This window comes from Pseudomonadota bacterium, from assembly GCA_037200975.1.
GTDB lineage: Bacteria > Pseudomonadota > Gammaproteobacteria > Steroidobacterales > Steroidobacteraceae > CADEED01.
This window is the reverse complement of record JBBCGI010000001.1, coordinates 4480691-4496831: the sequence shown is the minus strand read 5'-3', so window position 1 is coordinate 4496831 and position 16141 is coordinate 4480691. Positions and strand designations below refer to the sequence as shown.

The window sequence follows — 16141 nt, the reverse complement described above, 5'->3', positions numbered from 1 at the left end:
GGCTGGTTAGTTAGTGGGCGCCCTTTCCCGGCGGTGGCTTGCCCTTCAGATGCGCCTCGAGATCGGCGAACGTCGGGCGCACTTCGCTGAACAGCAATTTGCGCGCGAACTCCACCGCCACCGGCGGCGCGTACCCGCGCACGCTCGCGACCAGCGCCATCTTGACGACTTCGAAGGCCTTGCCCTCTTCGTGCGCCTTGTGTTCCATCGCGCTCGCGATGGGGCCGACGAAACCGTACGCCACGAGGATACCGAGGAAGGTGCCGACCAGCGCTGCGCCGACCTTGTGACCGATCGTCGCCGTGTCCGCGCCCTCGATCGCGCTCATCGTGTTCACGATGCCGAGCACCGCGGCCACGATGCCGAAGCCCGGCAGTGCATCCGCGACCTTCTGCACCGCGTGCGCCGGCTCGAACGCTTCCTTGTGATGCGTCTCGAGCTCGTATTCGAGCAGGCTTTCCAGCTCGTGCGGATCGAGCGTGCCGCCGACGATGAGGCGCAGGCAATCCGTGATGAAGACGATCATGTGATGGTCTTCGAGGATCTTCGGGTACTTCTGGAACAGCGCGCTTTCGTCCGGCTTTTCGAGGTCCGCCTCGATGGCCAGCAGGCCGTCCTTGCGCATCTTGACGAGGATGTCGTAGACCAGCTTGAGCAGCGTGACGTAGTCGTCGCGGCCGTAGCGCGGACCCTTGGGCAGCCCCAGCGCCAGCTGAAAAGCCATCCTCGAAACCTTGGGCGGGTTGCTGGTCAGGAACGCGCCGAGCGCCGCGCCCACGATGATCAGGATTTCCGTGGGGTGCCACAGCGCCAGGATGTTGCCGCCCTCGAGGACGAAGCCTCCGAGCACGCAACCCAGCACGATGATCGAGCCTAGTACCTGAATCATGTTGAACCGACCGATGGTGACCGGCCTGGTGACACTCACCAGCCCTGCATCCGTATCGGCCGCAAAGGTTCAATTTGAAGCGATAAGTCACGCGAAACGAGCGCCCGATCGCATTGCGGCGAAGGTTGAGGCGCAAGGCTCGCGGAGCGGCAACGATTTGCCGCGGGCGCGATGTGAAAAGCGTTACCGGCCCGCTTGACTTGCGGGCGGCTGGACTAGGTGGTTTTTCCCAACATGGAGCGGATGGCGCTCACGTTCAGGCGCGTCGTGGTCGCGCTCGCGGTCGTGGCGTCGATACGGCGGCTGTGGCCGCATTTCCCGCAGCTACTCGCCTGCCAGAAGTCCTTGCGTGCTTCGATGATGGCCTGGGTGGAGTCCTCGAAATTGCCGAGGTATCGCTTGTCGACCGGCATTCCGGAACAGCCCATCGCGTGCACCTCGTGGTTGCCATCGGGAAGCGCTGCGTTGTTGACGAAGTAATGCGACATCGAATCCACCCGTTGATTTGTTATTAGCCGAAAGGCAAGTCTCCTCTTAAGAGGTGTCGCCAATGGGCGAAATTCTCCGCCTAACAATATGAACTGAGATACGTGTCGCACCGCGCGACACCCCGCCTGGTGTCCGGATCCCCGGGCCAGGAATCGAATTGACATGTTGTGGATGACAGAATGTGGCCGATTCCTGAACTCCCGGCGCGAAGGCCGAATTAGGTCTGATTCCGCCGCAAACGGTACAGTCGGGCTCCCGGCGCATTGCCGGATTTCAGGAGCCCGAATGAACAGGTGCGCCGCTCTCGCGCTGACACTGAGCCTGAGTTTCCCCTCCGCATGGGCCGCGGATACGCCGGCCTGGCTCACCGCAGCCGGCGCCCGCGAATCCAGGTTGATCGCGCCCCGGGAAATCAAGAGCAAGGACGGCTGGTTCAAGGCCAGGGTGCCTGCGAAAGTCGTCGGCGTCATCGAGAAGGTCGACGACTCATATTCCATCGAGCTCGATCATGGCAAAGGCGCCTCTATCTACTGCGAAGTCGTGCCAGACGGTATCGACCTGGCCGACATGGTGCGCGTGTCCGCGCAGAGCACGATGAAACGCGCGGAAGACCTGCAGGGCGAAATTCAGGCGCGGCAGATCGAGAGTCTCGACGCCGGCGTCATCGGCGATGTTCCCTATCTGTCGGTGTCGTGGGTTTACACCGTGAAGTCGGCCAAGGGGCTGCTGGTGGGTGCCTTCAAACAGATATCCATGAACAAAGGCGGTGTCGGCATCTATTGCGCGCATGTCGAACTCGGCTATACCAAGACATTCGCGGCCGTCACGCGCGCGTTGGCGGAAACGATCGATATCGCGCAGACAAGACGCACGCCTTACTACCAGGAAGTCACGACGGTGAGCATGGGGACCACGAAGTCCGGCGTCATGCTCACCACGCTCGAGCGCGATTCGGAGGGCGACACCGTCGCGACACAGAAGTTGTCGATGCTGCTGCCCACGAACGCCGACAACGTGGCTTCACAGGATTCCGTCAGCATCGAGTGGATCGATTCCGACGCGGAACTGATCAACGCGCTGCATATCGTCGGGCGAGATGGCGAGTTGACGACCAACCTCAAGCTGAATCCAATGGATGGCGAGTGGATCGTCGCTGGCGAACTGCAGGGCAAGGCGGTCTCCGCGAAGCTCGACAAGGGTTCGCATCCGGGCACCTGGGTTGCGCAGGCATGGGCATTGCGAAGACTGCTCGCGACACCCGAAGCCGTGGGCGGCGAGCACAGCATTCCGATGTGGGCGTCCGCAGATCCCGGCAAACTCACGGATGGGAAGACCAAGGTAGTCGCGAAGATCGACGACACGCATTACAGCGCGCTCGCGAAGATCGGTACGCTGAACGCGGCTGTGACGCTGGATGCGACCTCGGGATTGCCGTCCGCAGCGGAGGTGCAGATGGGTCCGCAGAAGTTGAAGCTCGAACGCGTGTTCGTAAGCGGCGCGTTCTGATGCGGGTGCGAGATACTTTGATCGCCTGCGTTGCGCTGCTTGCGGTTTCCTCAGCGCGCGCGCAAATCACGCCATTATTCGTGATTCCCACCGAGTCGTTGGTGGCGGAGGCGATCCCCGATGGTTCGCCATTGCGGGTGTCGCTCACGTCGAACGATGCGGTTGCGCTGGCTGACAGACTCAAGGTGGAAGCCGTCGCGAATGCCGAGAGCTTCGAGTATGTCGTCGGCGCCTATCCACAGCTCGCCGGTACCACCGAACGCAACTGGCTCGAAGCCACCTTCATGATCGACTTCGACCAGCCAGAATTCGTGGGAGTGCGCGCGGAGCTGGCCGAGTTCGGTGCGAAACCGACACGCGCGCAATTGATCCGCTTCGTGAATCACACGATCGACGAGAGCGTGCAGCGCGGCTGGGATTTCGCGTCGACCATTGCGAAGAGGCGCCAGGGCGATTGCAGCGAACACGCAGTGTTCACGGCGGCGCTCGCGCGTATGTACGGGATTCCCGCGCGCGTAGTCATTGGTATTGCGCTCGTTGCGCACGACAAGAACTTCGGCGCGTACGGTCATGCCTGGGCGGAGCTGCTGGAAAACGGTACGTGGGTCGTCGCGGATGCCTCGTTGCTCGACGCCGCGCCGAATGCGCGTTACCTGCCGTTTGGCTTGGTCGAAGACGAAGGCATGGGTTTCAAGATGTCGCTGGCCGGATTGTCGAACCAGTGGATCCAGAAGCTGGTGGTGTTGGGGCCAGCGAAGTGAGGTTGGTCGGGACGAACTCGGGACCCCTTGCACCCCATTTACTAAAGTTTGAAATGGCTTGTAATCCAGCAAGGCCGCTGGATGCACGCAATTGCTATGTTTTACGGGGCGTGGGACGCTGTAGTTAGCCACAACTGATTACAGGGCTCGACTATTGGGGAATTTCGCATACCCCCGTCCTCCCACAGTGGCCGTGCTGTCAGCAATTGTTTTCAGGGGCATGCCCTTTCATGGCTGCACATTGTTAAGCCGTGCCTGCATCACCCAATCCCTGGTGAGTGAGCGCAACACAAACAGTGTGGCCTCTTGGCCGTACAGCCTAACGAGATGGGCCACGCTGGCATTGAGTAGCTGCTGCCTGAGCATTGCCTGGAGGGTGCATTAGGCCACCTCTTGCTGTGAGCTGCATTACTGGCGTGTTCGTCCAGAAACTCAATGTGTCGGCAACAGGCTGGGCTGATTGGGCGCATCCTCATCGTTCCAGCCGCACGCCTCGCACATCAAGACATACGGCGGGTCCCTTTCGAGTTCCGGTGTGTACACGCTGTGCATCTGGAAGGACGAGCACTTTGGGCAGCGGTCCGGCTGCTTGGACTCTCGGCGCACAATTGCTGCCACGTATGCGTCTAACAAGTGGCGTACGGCTTCAACAGTTAGCTCAGCGTCAACATGCCGGGCGTTTGGGGTATGCGTGAGCCAATTAGCGAGCTGCCAAGTGGTTTTTGCTGATGACTTCACATACGCGCGAAGGTCCTCCGCACTGCCGCCGGGCAACGCCCAGTTTGCGATGAGGTCCGCCCACGCCGGAAAATTCGCGCCTTTCGGCCACGCCGCGCCCGTCGGCAGCTCCACGCCCTTTTGCGCTTCGCGGATTAGCGTGAGCAAACACTCCCGGCACTTGACACCTACTGCTTGCAAATCCTCAGACTCTTTCACGGCGTCCAATGCGCGCGCCGCTTGCTCCCATCGACGGTATGCGCCGGCCAAGCGAGGTGTGGGGCCGCTCGCGCTACGCTGGCTGCGATGAGTGATGCGGGAAATGAGGCCGATGTGGAAGGACAGCATGTAGTCCGCGCTGGGAAACGCATCTTGTGGGTACAGGTTTGTCATTGGCGACACTACCCACCATCGCCCATCTGTCGCGTGAACGTCCCACAGTTCGTACTCAGTACCCGTCACCGTCTCGCACATCAACCGTTCCAGGTGGCGCACGCGTACCGGTGGCCCGCCGCCCTTGTTAGATTGTGCCTCAAAGTACTCAACAATCGCGCGCTCCCGATGTGGCAACCGTCCCACCATCACGTTGCGGAGCGCCTCTTCGGTCGGCTTGGTCGGAAGGAGGCAGCCGGGAGTGAGCTGACCAGTGGGCAACTTGCGCTTGGACATCGCGCGACCCTTTTTCTTGCGCTTCGCTGCCATTCCGCACTCCTAACTACAGGCCGGCCTTCGCTCCCGGCATGCACCACCGCGCGTGGCAAGCATTCGGGTCCAGCGTGGCTGCCGCGACTACGGCCGCGAGCGCCAGCAGCACCGGCATGACGTGCTCCGAGATGCCGGGCATCGCCAGCGTTGCGTAGAGCCACGCCCGCACCCTCACCCACCACATTTCCCACCGCGCGAACTCCATGTTCATTCCAAAGTCAACGGTGGTGAAGTACCCACCAGCGGTGGTTCTGAATTTTGCAATGATGTTTGGGTACGTGCGTCCGCCGTGAATCTCCGGCGTGTAGGTAGCCATGATGTCTGCTTTGAGCGCGGTTGACGCTTTGACGGATTCGCTGCTGTGAAAGCCGAATTCAACGGGCGGCAGGAACGCCGAATCTTTCGGCACATTCTCGCGCTTACCCTCACGCACTTGCTTCACCGCTACCTTGCCGGCTTTGCGCTTCAAAATCCGGTCTGCCTGCGCCTCAACGTCCTCGCGAATCTCGTAGCTGACTAACGTCACCGCCTTGTAACCGCATTGCAGGAAGCGCAGGACGGACCATCCCCAAACTACCCACAACGCACCAATCGCGTAGCGCGGGTCCCTGGCTTTGAGAGTCATGCCGACCCAATCCAGCTTCGATTCCAGGTCCAAGCCGAACACAAAGTATGCGATAACAGCCAAGCTCATCAGCACCATGAACCGACGCTGGCGGCGGAGCTGTCCTGCTAACTCATCGGGTACTTCTGCCATGCCGGAATTCTACGCGCGATGACCGCCAGCTTGTTAGCGGGTGCTCCTGTACCCGCGCGGCTTCGGCGTGTTGGTGGCCGTCAGCTCACACTCCCGGCGCACATTGCACTTAGATCAGAGCATCTTGGCCACAATGGTGGTTAGTGGCGTCTCCCAGCCCAGTAGCTTGGCCAGGAAATGCGGCTCCGTGTACCGTTCATGGCCACACTTGCGGCACTTGATCCGCAGCGTGTAATTGGCGAAGCGGTCGGAGAGTTTCGTGATGGGAGCGGGCATGCAGTGAAGCGTGCCGCTGTCGATTGCGGCCGTCCATCCAGCGTTTTTACTCTGCCAACACTGGATGAATGCGCCTCGGCAATTAGTACCGGCTCACGAATTCATGCACGTGGTTTTTTAGGAGAAGTTCACACTTCTCATCGATTTTTCCGAGCTGCGGGGTGCGCCCGATGAATGCCCTAAACGGATGCATTATTTGTAGCTCGCACTCCGCATCGGTCATTTGGTAACGGCTGCATGCGATGGCCCGTACGCCTCCGAGATTTCCAAGCTCCAGCCTGTCCACGTTCACTCGCCCGAAACTGAACCCCATAAAGAAGGCGTTCGCCGCTTCTTTGAAGGTCATTCTCGCGGCGCTGTATTGCTCAGAATCGCTGGCCGCTTGATGGACAACTTTGATCGAGTTCGCTGCCTTCTCAAGGTAGCGTGGAATGTGTTCGACCCAATCTGCACCCTCCCACTCGGCGGCACCGAAAGGCACATAGTCGGGCGCGCCCTTTAGGAACGCTCCGACCGCGCCGTGCAAATGAATTACAGGCCTGTCCGTCCAATAGCGGGCGATTTGTTCCGGAGTGGGCTTGAACTTTGACAGGAGGCCGGCTGTGATCCTTTGTTCGATCAGTCGGTCATAGTTGTAAGTGATGAAGCATACCGGGCGGTCGCAAAAATCTTGAAAGCTGCCCGCATCGATCTGACGAAAGAGATACCCGATCCAATCGTCCTCTGCCGGATAGAAGTTGCGTGAATTGAACTCGGCCCGGAGTATTAGGGAAGCAATCCAGGACCGGCCGATTTCATTGAGGTCGGGTCGATACTCCAGCATGCTGTCAATGGAGTCCGACTGCGCCGCCCGCATCGTCTCCCTGAACTCTATTGCTTGGGCTAGTGAGTGTCGCTTGCCGGTCTCCTCGTGTATCTGGGACGGCGAATACATCCGAGCCTCATGCAGGAGTTTCTGCCCTGAAGGGAACAGGTACGGCGCACTTCCGCCCGCTCCAACAAGAAATACGGTGCTGTCTTTAATCACTGCGCTGGTCTCCTAGCAACATCATGTCACCGCCGCGCAGCGTCCCTCATCTTGTCCATTCCGGAAGCGCGCGCCGCATTTATTTGTGGGCGCTCCCGACCGCGCCGAGGCCCGGGGGAGGTTGCGAGTTCTAAGGCGTTTACTCGTAAACCACGGGGTTTCCCTTCACTCGCGCATCTCAGTAGAAAATGGCCTGTACGGTTATACAGTACAGCACGAGCAATGCGGGCCAGGGCGCTGGGAAAGCTGTGGAAATGTGACCCCAGCTGTGACTCCAGGGGGTCGGCGAAACGCGGCTAAGTATTGGTCGGGACGCCGAGATTTGAACTCGGGACCCCTTGCACCCCATGCAAGTGCGCTACCAGGCTGCGCCACGTCCCGCCCGAGAAACCTTGAAACCCGTGGCCGGGGGCCGCCGCGGGGTGCGCATCATACCTAAGCCGGGCGCCGCTGGTCTGCCAGAAGTCGATGTAAATGCCGGCGGCGGAGCAGTTGTGGAAAATCTTGCAGAAATCATTGGTTCAGCGCACAGCGCTGAACGCGAAAAGGCTCTTCAGCGCCGCAGAATCCTCAGCAGCTCTTCGAGCTCCGTGCGCATCTGCTTGACGATCTGCTGGCTCTGGCTCACGTCGACGCGGGCTTCTTCACCGGCCAGCTTGTTGCGCGCGCCGCCGATCGTGAATCCCTGCTCGTAGAGCAGCGAACGGATCTGGCGAATGATGATGACGTCCTGGCGCTGATAATAACGACGGTTGCCGCGCCGCTTCACCGGCTTCAGCTGCGGAAATTCCTGTTCCCAATAACGCAGCACGTGCGGCTTGACGCCGCAGAGCTCGCTGACTTCGCCGATCGTGAAATAGCGCTTGCCGGGGATGACCGGAAGTTCGTCGTTATTCTTTGGTTCCAGCATAAGCCTCGACTCGCGCCTTCAGTTTCTGACCCGGACGAAACGTCACAACGCGTCGCGCGCTGATGGGGATTTCCTCGCCTGTTTTCGGGTTGCGTCCGGGACGCTGGTTCTTGTCGCGCAAATCGAAATTGCCGAAGCCGGAAAGCTTGACCTGTTCGCCGTTGGACAATGCGTGGCGCACCTCCTCGAAGAACAAATCCACGAGCTCACGAGCTTCGCGTTTGTTGAGACCCAGCTGATTGAACAGCGCCTCAGCCATCTCCGCTTTCGTCAGAGCCATGCTTTTATTCTCGAAATCCTGCGCCCAACGTTGCACTCAGATCGGCACGAATCGCGGCTAACAAACGGTCCGCGTCCTCGTCCGCGAGGGTGCGAGAATTGTCCTGAAATATCAAGCCTAAAGCGACGCTTTTTCGACCTGATTCTATGCCGGGACCCCTGAACACATCGAAAACCCGGATGTCGCGTAACAAGCTCGAAGCGGCGAAGGTTACACGTTCATGTAGCTGTCTTAAAGAAACTTTCTCGTCCACCACGACGGCCAGATCGCGCCTTACTCTCGGGAAGCGGGAGATCTCTTCAAAACGCGGCATTTTGGCCGCCAGGCCCGGGCGGTACTCGACTTCAAAGACGATCGGGGCATATGTGAAGTCGAATTCCTGCACCAATTGGGGGTGCAGCTCGCCGATCCAGCCGATGGTCTCGCCGCTGCGCGTGATCCGGGCGCTGCGGCCGGGATGCAGGCAGGGCAACGCATCCGCGACGTAACCGAATTCCTCCGGTGCGCCGGTGCGCGCGAACAAGGCATCGACGTCCTGTTTCACGTCGAAGAAATCAACCGGGACTGCCTTGGCGCCCCACTGCTCGGGCCGCCGCGAACCCATCGCGATGCCGGACAGCAGATCGGTCTCCGTATTTGCGGCGAAGCGCGCGCCATGTTCGAACAGACGCACACGATCCTGCTGACGGCGCTGATTCTCGAGCGCCGCCTTGATGAGACCGGGCCACAGTGACACGCGCATCACAGCCATGTCGCTGGCGATCGGATTGCTGATTGCGGGCGTGACAACGCCGGGGAATAGTTTGTTCTGCAGCGCGGGATCCACGAAGGCGTACGTGATCGCCTCCTGGTAGCCGCGCGTGGCGAGGATCTCGAGTGCTTGCTGCTCGACGGGTGCTTCTTCGGAAAGCGGCCGCGCCTTCTGCCTTCCGGGCGCGTCGGTCTCCGGAATCGATTCGAACCCGACGATGCGTGCCAGTTCTTCGATGAGGTCGGGCTCGATCGAGATATCGAACCGGTGCGAAGGCGGCGTGACGAGCCAGCCGGTCTCATCCGCGCGAACCCGCATTCCCAGGGATTCGAGCGTGGCCTTCACGTCGTTGTCCGCGATGACGGTGCCTAACAGGCGCGTGATGCGGGTTCGCCGCAGCTGCACCTCGGCGCGGCGCGGCAGGCGCGCCTCTTCCTGCACGACGACGAGCGGCCCCGCACTGCCACCGGCAATTTCGAGCAGCAATTGAGCCCCGCGCTGTTGCGCGCGCTCCTGATGAACCGGATCCATCCCGCGTTCGAAGCGCTGACCGGCGTCCGTGACGAGGCCATAGCGGCGACCGCGCCCGGCGATGGCCGCGGCCGGGAAGAAGTTCGCTTCGAACAACACGTCGGTGGTGTCGGGCGTGCAGGAGGTGCGCAGGCCACCCATGATGCCGCCGAATCCCACGGCCCCATCTGCATCCGCAATCACGACGCAGTCTGAGCTGAGTTTGATTTCCTTGCCGTCGAGCAGCGTGATCGGCTCACCGTCCGAGGCGAATCGCGCCTCGAGGCCGCCTTTGAGCTTGCTCAGATCGTAGGCATGCATCGGCTGCCCGAGTTCGAGCATCACGTAGTTGGTCACGTCCACGACGGGACTGATGGCGCGTAGACCCGCGCGGCGCAGACGTTCTCGCAGCCAGGCCGGCGACGTGCGTTTGTTGTCGATGCCGCGAATGGTGCGGCTCGTGAACTTGGAGCAGCCTTCCGGCGCCGTGAGTTTGGTCGGGAACCGGTCAGCGATCTTTTCGGTGACCGACGCGGCGGGCAGTCGCACCTCGGTCTTCGTCAACGCAGCGACTTCGCGCGCGATGCCGAGCACCGACATCGCATCGCCACGGTTTGGGGTCACATTCAGTTCGAGGATGTCGTCGTCGAGATCGAGGTAGGCACGCAGATCCTGGCCGACCGGCGCATCCGCTGGCAGTTCGAGGATGCCTTCGGAGGTATCGGCGATCCCGAGCTCCTTGGCCGAACACAACATGCCTGCAGAATCCACGCCGCGCAGTTTGGCAGCAGTGATGGCCTTGTCACCCGGTAGTTTGGCGCCGACGGTGGCGAGCGCGGTTTTCAACCCGACACGCGCATTGGCCGCGCCGCAGACGATCTGGAGCAGTTCGGATCCGCCCGCCCTCACCTTGCAAACCTGCAGCTTGTCAGCCTGCGGATGCCGCACGGCTTCGACGATCTCCGTGACCACGACGCCCGAGAATGCCGGCGCAGCTTTCTCCAGCGCCTCCAGCTCGAAACCGGCCATCGTGAGCCGCGAGCCCAGTTCCTTGGCGCTCCACGGAACGTCGACGAACTCGCGCAGCCATGAGAGAGGGATCCGCATCAGCCGGCTCTGAACTGCGCGAGGAAACGCAGATCGTTCTCGAAGAACAGCCGCAGGTCGTTCACGCCGTAACGCAGCATGGCGAGACGATCGATGCCCATGCCAAACGCATAGCCGGTGTATTTCTCGGCGTCGAGACCGCCGGCCTCGAGCACCTTCGGATGGATCATTCCGCAGCCGGAAATCTCGAGCCAACCGGTGTGTTTGCAGACCCGGCAACCGGCCCCGCCACACAACACGCAGCTCATGTCGACTTCAGCGGACGGCTCGGTGAACGGAAAGTACGACGGGCGCAGCCGCATCTGCAGATCGCGCTCGAAGAAAGCTTCGAGGAACCCGTGCAACATCGCCTTCATGTTCGCGAATGTGACGCCCTCGTCGACCACCAGCCCTTCGACCTGGTGGAACATCGGCGAGTGCGTGACGTCGTGATCGTTGCGATACACGCGGCCCGGCGCGATCACCGCGAACGGTGGTTTGCCCGCGAGCATGGCGCGGATCTGTACCGGCGAGGTGTGCGTGCGCAGCAGCTTGCCGTCCGGGAAGTAGAACGTGTCGTGCATCGCCCGCGCCGGATGATCGGCAGGGATGTTCAACGCCTCGAAGTTGTGGAAATCGTCTTCGATTTCCGGCCCGGTCGCGACTTCGAAGCCTGCCTGCCGGAAAAGTTGTTCGATGCGCAGGCGCACTTTCGTGACCGGATGCAACCCGCCGCGTGTTTCACCGCGCCCCGGCAGTGTGACGTCGATGCGCTCCTTCGCCAGCTTCGCAGCGACGAACGCCTGCTCGAGCTCGCGTTTCTTCGCGTCGAAGGCAGCCTGCAGCTCTTCGCGCACGCGGTTGAACCGCGCACCCATTTCCTTGCGCTCGGCTTCGGCCAGCTTCCCGAGACCCTTGAGTTTCTCGGTCAGCCAGCCGCTTTTTCCCAACGAGCGCACGCGCGAATCCTCGAGAGCGGGAATATCCGCGCTCTCGGTGATTGCGCCGAGCGTTGCCGCCCGAAGCGCGTCGAGATCCTTGGGAGCCTCGCCGCTCATGGACAAACCCGCTTAAGCGGCTTTGTCGAGAGCGGCCTGTGCCTGCTTCGCGATCGCGGCAAAACCTGCGGGCTGATTCACGGCCAGATCGGCGAGCATCTTGCGGTCGATGTCGATGCCGGCCTTCTTCAGACCGTTGATGATCTTGCTGTAGCTCAGTCCGAATTCACGCGCGGCTGCGTTGATGCGGGTGATCCAGAGCGCACGGAAGTCGCGCTTCTTGGCGCGGCGATCGCGATACGCATACTGGCCGGCCTTGATGACGGCCTGCTTGGCGGTACGGAATACCTTGCGACGGGCGTTGTAGTAACCCTTCGCCTTCTTGAGAATCTTCTTGTGGCGCGCACTAGCAGTGACGCCGCGTTTAACTCGTGCCATGTCTTGGTCCTCGCTTACTTATTGTTAGGCATCAGCTGGTCTATGCGGCCCGTATCGCTCTTGTGCACGAGCGACGAACCACCAGAACGAAGCTTCCGCTTCACCTTGCGAGTCTTGTGACCGAGATTGTGGCGGCGGCCTGCCGAATAGGATTTCCATCCATTCGCCGTCTTGCGAAAACGCTTGGCCGCTGCCCGGTTAGTTTTTAACTTGGGCATAAACATCAACTCCTGATTTTTGCTTCCTTTCGCAAACCCGCACTTGCGTGCTGGTCGCTAGGGGCGAATCCACGGGTTGTTAGACCCGCGGGTTACTTCTTCTTCTGGCCAAACATCATGACCATCTGCCTGCCTTCCATCAGCGGGTTCTGCTCGATCGACGCGTGTTCGCGAAGATCGGCCACCAGCCTGTCCAGCAACTTCCGGCCAATTTCTGTATGCGCCATCTCACGGCCGCGGAAACGTAAAGTCACCTTGGCCTTATCACCCTCGGTCAGGAAGCGAATGATGTTACGCAGTTTGATCTGGTAATCGTTCTCATCCGTACCGGGACGAAACTTGATCTCTTTTATCTGTATCTGCTTTTGCTTGCGCTTCGCGGCATGCGATTTCTTGTTCTGTTCGAACAGGAATTTGCCGAAGTCCATCACGCGCACGACAGGCGGATCGGCCTGGGGCGACACTTCGACGAGATCGAGCTCGGCGCTCTTCGCGAGATCGAGTGCTTCGAATCTGGTTAGCACCCCGACCTGGCCGCCATCGGCCCCAATAACTCTCACCTTCGGTGACGTGATCTCCTCGTTGCGTCGAACGCGCTTGGCTGCAATAGCGATAAATCAATCCTCCAAAAACGTGCGACCGTGGCTCTCGACTTCCGCACGGAGCCGACTAACAAAGTCTTCCGGGGACATCGTGCCGAGATCCTTGCCACTCAGGGTGCGCACAGAAATCTGATTCGCTGCTACTTCCTTGTCGCCTGCCACCAATAGATATGGCACGCGCTGCAGCGTGTGGGCGCGAATCTTAAAGCCCACTTTTTCGTTCCGCAAGTCAATCTCGGTGCGAATCCCTTGATTTTTAAGTGTTTCCACAACCTGTTTGCAGTAGGCGTCCTGGCGGTCGGTGATGTTCATCACCACGGCCTGGGTCGGGGCCAGCCAGGCGGGCAGTTTGCCGGCGTGGTGCTCGAGCAAAATGCCGAAAAACCGCTCCAAACTGCCAAAAATCGCCCTGTGCAGCATGACCGGGGTCTGCCGCTGGCTGTGTTCGTCGATATAAGTGGCCCCGAGGCGCCCGGGCAGGTTCAGATCGACCTGGAGGGTCCCGCACTGCCAGGTCCGGCCGATGGCGTCCTTCAGGTGGAATTCGAGCTTCGGGCCGTAAAAGGCACCCTCGCCCGGGTTGTAGTCGCATTCGATGCCGGCGGCCGCGGCAGCCGCCTTCAGCGCCTTTTCGGACCGGTCCCAGATCTCGTCCGACCCCACCCGCTTCGGCGGCCGGTCGGCGAACTTCACGGACACCTCGTCGAACCCGAAGTCCTTATAGATAGAGAGCAGCAGCTTGATGATGAGCACCGATTCGTCGGTGATCTGCTGCTCGGTGATGAAGATATGCGCGTCGTCCTGGTTGAACGCGCGCACGCGCATGAGCCCATGCAGCGCGCCGGATGGTTCGTACCGGTGCACCTTGCCGAACTCCGCGAAACGGATCGGCAGATCCTTATAGCTGCGGATGCCCTGGTTGAAGATCTGGATATGGCCCGGGCAGTTCATCGGCTTGATGGCGTAGACCCGCTCGTCCGGGGTCTTCGTCAGGAACATGTTCTCGCCGAACTTCTCGAGATGGCCGGATTTGACCCACAGGCTCGATTCCATGATCTCCGGAGCATTGACCTCGCCGTAGCCCGCGTCGTCCTGGCGCTTGCGCATGTAGCCGATCAGCTGCTGGAAGATGCGCCAGCCCTTGGGATGCCAGAACACCGCGCCCGGCGCCTCTTCCTGGAAATGGAACAGGTCGAGGTCTTTGCCGATGCGCCGGTGATCGCGCTTCTCGGCTTCTTCCAGCCGGTGCAGGTACGCCGCGAGATCCTTGTCGTTGAGCCAGGCAGTGCCGTAGATGCGCTGGAGCATCTCGTTGCGGTGATCACCGCGCCAGTAGGCGCCGGCGAGTTTCATGAGCTTGAAGCTCTTGAGCTTGCCGGTCGACGGCACGTGCGGGCCGCGGCACAGGTCGAACCAGTCGCCCTGGCCGTACAAGGAGATGTCTTCATTCGCCGGAATACTGGCGATGATCTCGGCCTTGTAGAGCTCGCCCATACCCCTGAACAGCTCGACGGCCGCGTCGCGCGGCATGACACGCCGCGTGACCTTGAGGTCCGCCGCAGCGAGTTCCTTCATCTTCGCCTCGAACTTCTCGAGATCTTCCGGCGTAAACGGGCGCTCGAACGCGAAGTCGTAGTAGAAGCCGTCTTCGATGACCGGCCCGATGGTGACCTGCGCCTTCGGGTAGATAGCCTGGACCGCCATCGCGAGCAGATGGGCGGTCGAATGGCGAATGACCTCGAGCGCCGCCGGATCCTTCTCCGTGACGATCGAAAGCGTCGCGTCGTTCTCGATGACGAACGAGGTATCGACCACCTTCCCGTTCACGCGGCCCGCGAGGGCCGCCTTGGCGAGGCCCGCGCCGATGCTCGCGGCGACCTCCGCGACGGTGACGGGCTGGGCGAATTCTTTGCGGCTGCCGTCGGGCAGCGTGATGGCTGGCATAGGGTAAAAAAATCAGCGGGTTAGCGCGGGCCCGGCATCCTGCCAAAGCGGGCCTGCAGAATCAATTCCGACAGCCGTGCGGGCGATTGGCTGATATCGGGCCGGGCGGGCGCCGCATCTACTGAAGCACATGAAAACACGGTCGAAATCGGCACCGCTGCGCTTCGCAGTGGTGGGGCTCGGTCATATAGCCCAGGCGGCGGTACTACCCGCCTTCAAGCACGCCAAAGCCCATGCGCAATTGACCGCCCTCGTTTCGGACACGCCGGCAAAGCTGCGGCAGCTCGGCAAGCGGTACGGCGTGAAGCTGCTGCACTCCTACGAAACGGCCGCTGATTTGTTCGGGAGCGGTCAGATCGACGCGGTCTACATTGCACTGCCTAACAGTCTGCACGCGGAGTGGACCGTCAAGGCCGCGAACGCGGGACTGCATGTGTTGTGCGAGAAGCCGCTGGCGCCGAGCGTGCGAGAATGCCAGGAGATGATCGAGGCTTGTGAAAGCAATGGCGTTCAGCTCATGACCGCCTATCGATTGCACTTCGAGCGCTGCAATCTCGAAGTCGCGGATCTGGTGCGCAAGAAGCGCATCGGAGCGGCGCGCTTTTATGACTCGCAATTCACGATGCAGGTGAAGGCCGGCAACATCCGCACCAAAGGCGCGCTGGGTGGCGGTCCGGAATACGACATCGGCATCTATTGCCTGAACGCGGCGCGCTGCGTGTTCGCGGCGGACCCCACTCAGGTCTGGGCGACCACGACCAACAGCGGCGACAAGCGCTTCACCGAAGTGCCCGAAACCGTCCATGTGATCATGAAGTTTCCCGAAGAGCGCATCGCGAACTTCATCTGCAGTTTCGGCGCGGCGGATACCTCGCGTTACGAGATCGTCGGGACGAAAGGCAGCGTGGTCGTCGAACCGGCGTTCGACTACACCGAAGCGCTCAGCTACCAGCTCAAGATCGGCGAGAAGAAAAAGACCAAGAAATTCGCGAAGAGCGACCAGTTCGCGCCAGAGCTCGTTTACTTCTCGGAGTGTGTGCGCAAGAACCGCCGGCCCGAGCCTTCCGGCATCGAAGGCCTCATCGACGTCGCAATTATCGAAGGGATCCATAGATCGATTGCTTCGGGCCACTGGGAATCGCTCGATGCCTCGCCCGAAAAGCGGCGCCGGCCCAATCTGCAACAGGAGCTGCGCCGCGAGGCGGTGCCGCGTGAACCCCAACTAGTCCAGGTGGAGAGCGGCCATTCCTAAGCGAACCAGGAAGGACTCCGGTGAC

16 protein-coding genes and 1 tRNA gene are annotated in these 16141 nt (G+C 61.0%); 3 read left to right on the top strand and 14 right to left on the bottom strand.

Annotation, left to right across the window (positions count from 1 at the left end; genetic code table 11):
- Positions 1-10 precede the first annotated feature (10 nt).
- A complete protein-coding gene (gene motA, locus WDO72_20260; protein MEJ0088007.1) occupies positions 11-889 on the bottom strand; it encodes a flagellar motor stator protein MotA in 879 nt (292 codons plus the stop codon).
- 215 nt (positions 890-1104) lie between these two features.
- Positions 1105-1377: a hypothetical protein gene (locus WDO72_20255; GenBank protein MEJ0088006.1), complete on the bottom strand. Its 273-nt coding sequence runs from the start codon at positions 1375-1377 to the stop codon at positions 1105-1107.
- A gap of 286 nt (positions 1378-1663) precedes the next feature.
- Here WDO72_20255 and WDO72_20250 point away from each other — a divergent pair, with 286 nt between their 5' ends.
- Positions 1664-2884 carry a hypothetical protein gene (locus tag WDO72_20250; protein ID MEJ0088005.1) on the top strand — a complete coding sequence of 407 codons (1221 nt, stop codon included), beginning with the start codon at positions 1664-1666 and terminating at the stop codon, positions 2882-2884.
- An 80-nt stretch (positions 2885-2964) separates the two neighbouring features.
- Positions 2965-3645, top strand: a complete 681-nt coding sequence (locus tag WDO72_20245) for a transglutaminase domain-containing protein (GenBank protein MEJ0088004.1) — start codon at positions 2965-2967, stop codon at positions 3643-3645.
- Positions 3646-4077: 432 nt separating this feature from the next.
- On the opposite strand, the gene WDO72_20240 is transcribed toward WDO72_20245, so the two are convergent.
- The 12 genes from WDO72_20240 to thrS form a co-directional block, all read right to left on the bottom strand.
- Positions 4078-5064, bottom strand: coding sequence for a hypothetical protein (locus WDO72_20240; GenBank protein ID MEJ0088003.1), 987 nt, complete (start codon positions 5062-5064; stop codon positions 4078-4080).
- 13 nt (positions 5065-5077) lie between these two features.
- Entirely contained in the window at positions 5078-5824 is a 747-nt protein-coding gene (locus tag WDO72_20235; protein ID MEJ0088002.1) for a hypothetical protein, read from the bottom strand.
- Between the two features lie 358 nt (positions 5825-6182).
- On the bottom strand, positions 6183-7127 hold the full coding sequence (locus WDO72_20230; protein ID MEJ0088001.1) for a hypothetical protein: 945 nt from the start codon (positions 7125-7127) through the stop codon (positions 6183-6185).
- A gap of 304 nt (positions 7128-7431) precedes the next feature.
- A tRNA-Pro gene (locus tag WDO72_20225) sits at positions 7432-7508 on the bottom strand.
- A 172-nt stretch (positions 7509-7680) separates the two neighbouring features.
- Entirely contained in the window at positions 7681-8037 is a 357-nt protein-coding gene (locus tag WDO72_20220; protein ID MEJ0088000.1) for a MerR family transcriptional regulator, read from the bottom strand.
- Complete coding sequence (ihfA, locus tag WDO72_20215; protein ID MEJ0087999.1) at positions 8018-8317, bottom strand: integration host factor subunit alpha; 300 nt, start codon at positions 8315-8317, stop codon at positions 8018-8020. The genes WDO72_20220 and ihfA overlap by 20 nt, the downstream gene beginning before the upstream one ends.
- A gap of 4 nt (positions 8318-8321) precedes the next feature.
- On the bottom strand, positions 8322-10685 hold the full coding sequence (gene pheT, locus WDO72_20210) for a phenylalanine--tRNA ligase subunit beta (protein ID MEJ0087998.1): 2364 nt from the start codon (positions 10683-10685) through the stop codon (positions 8322-8324).
- Positions 10685-11722: a phenylalanine--tRNA ligase subunit alpha gene (pheS, locus tag WDO72_20205; GenBank protein MEJ0087997.1), complete on the bottom strand. Its 1038-nt coding sequence runs from the start codon at positions 11720-11722 to the stop codon at positions 10685-10687. Before pheS ends, pheT begins: the two co-directional genes overlap by 1 nt.
- Positions 11723-11734: 12 nt before the next feature.
- On the bottom strand, positions 11735-12100 hold the full coding sequence (gene rplT / locus WDO72_20200; GenBank protein MEJ0087996.1) for a 50S ribosomal protein L20: 366 nt from the start codon (positions 12098-12100) through the stop codon (positions 11735-11737).
- 14 nt (positions 12101-12114) lie between these two features.
- Positions 12115-12318, bottom strand: a complete 204-nt coding sequence (rpmI, locus tag WDO72_20195) for a 50S ribosomal protein L35 (GenBank protein ID MEJ0087995.1) — start codon at positions 12316-12318, stop codon at positions 12115-12117.
- A 92-nt stretch (positions 12319-12410) separates the two neighbouring features.
- On the bottom strand, positions 12411-12932 hold the full coding sequence (infC, locus tag WDO72_20190) for a translation initiation factor IF-3 (GenBank protein MEJ0087994.1): 522 nt from the start codon (positions 12930-12932) through the stop codon (positions 12411-12413).
- Between the two features lie 3 nt (positions 12933-12935).
- Complete coding sequence (thrS, locus tag WDO72_20185; protein ID MEJ0087993.1) at positions 12936-14864, bottom strand: threonine--tRNA ligase; 1929 nt, start codon at positions 14862-14864, stop codon at positions 12936-12938.
- A 130-nt stretch (positions 14865-14994) separates the two neighbouring features.
- On the opposite strand from thrS, the gene WDO72_20180 reads away from it, so the two are divergent.
- Positions 14995-16116, top strand: a complete 1122-nt coding sequence (locus WDO72_20180) for a Gfo/Idh/MocA family oxidoreductase (GenBank protein ID MEJ0087992.1) — start codon at positions 14995-14997, stop codon at positions 16114-16116.
- The last annotated feature ends 25 nt before the right edge of the window (positions 16117-16141 follow it).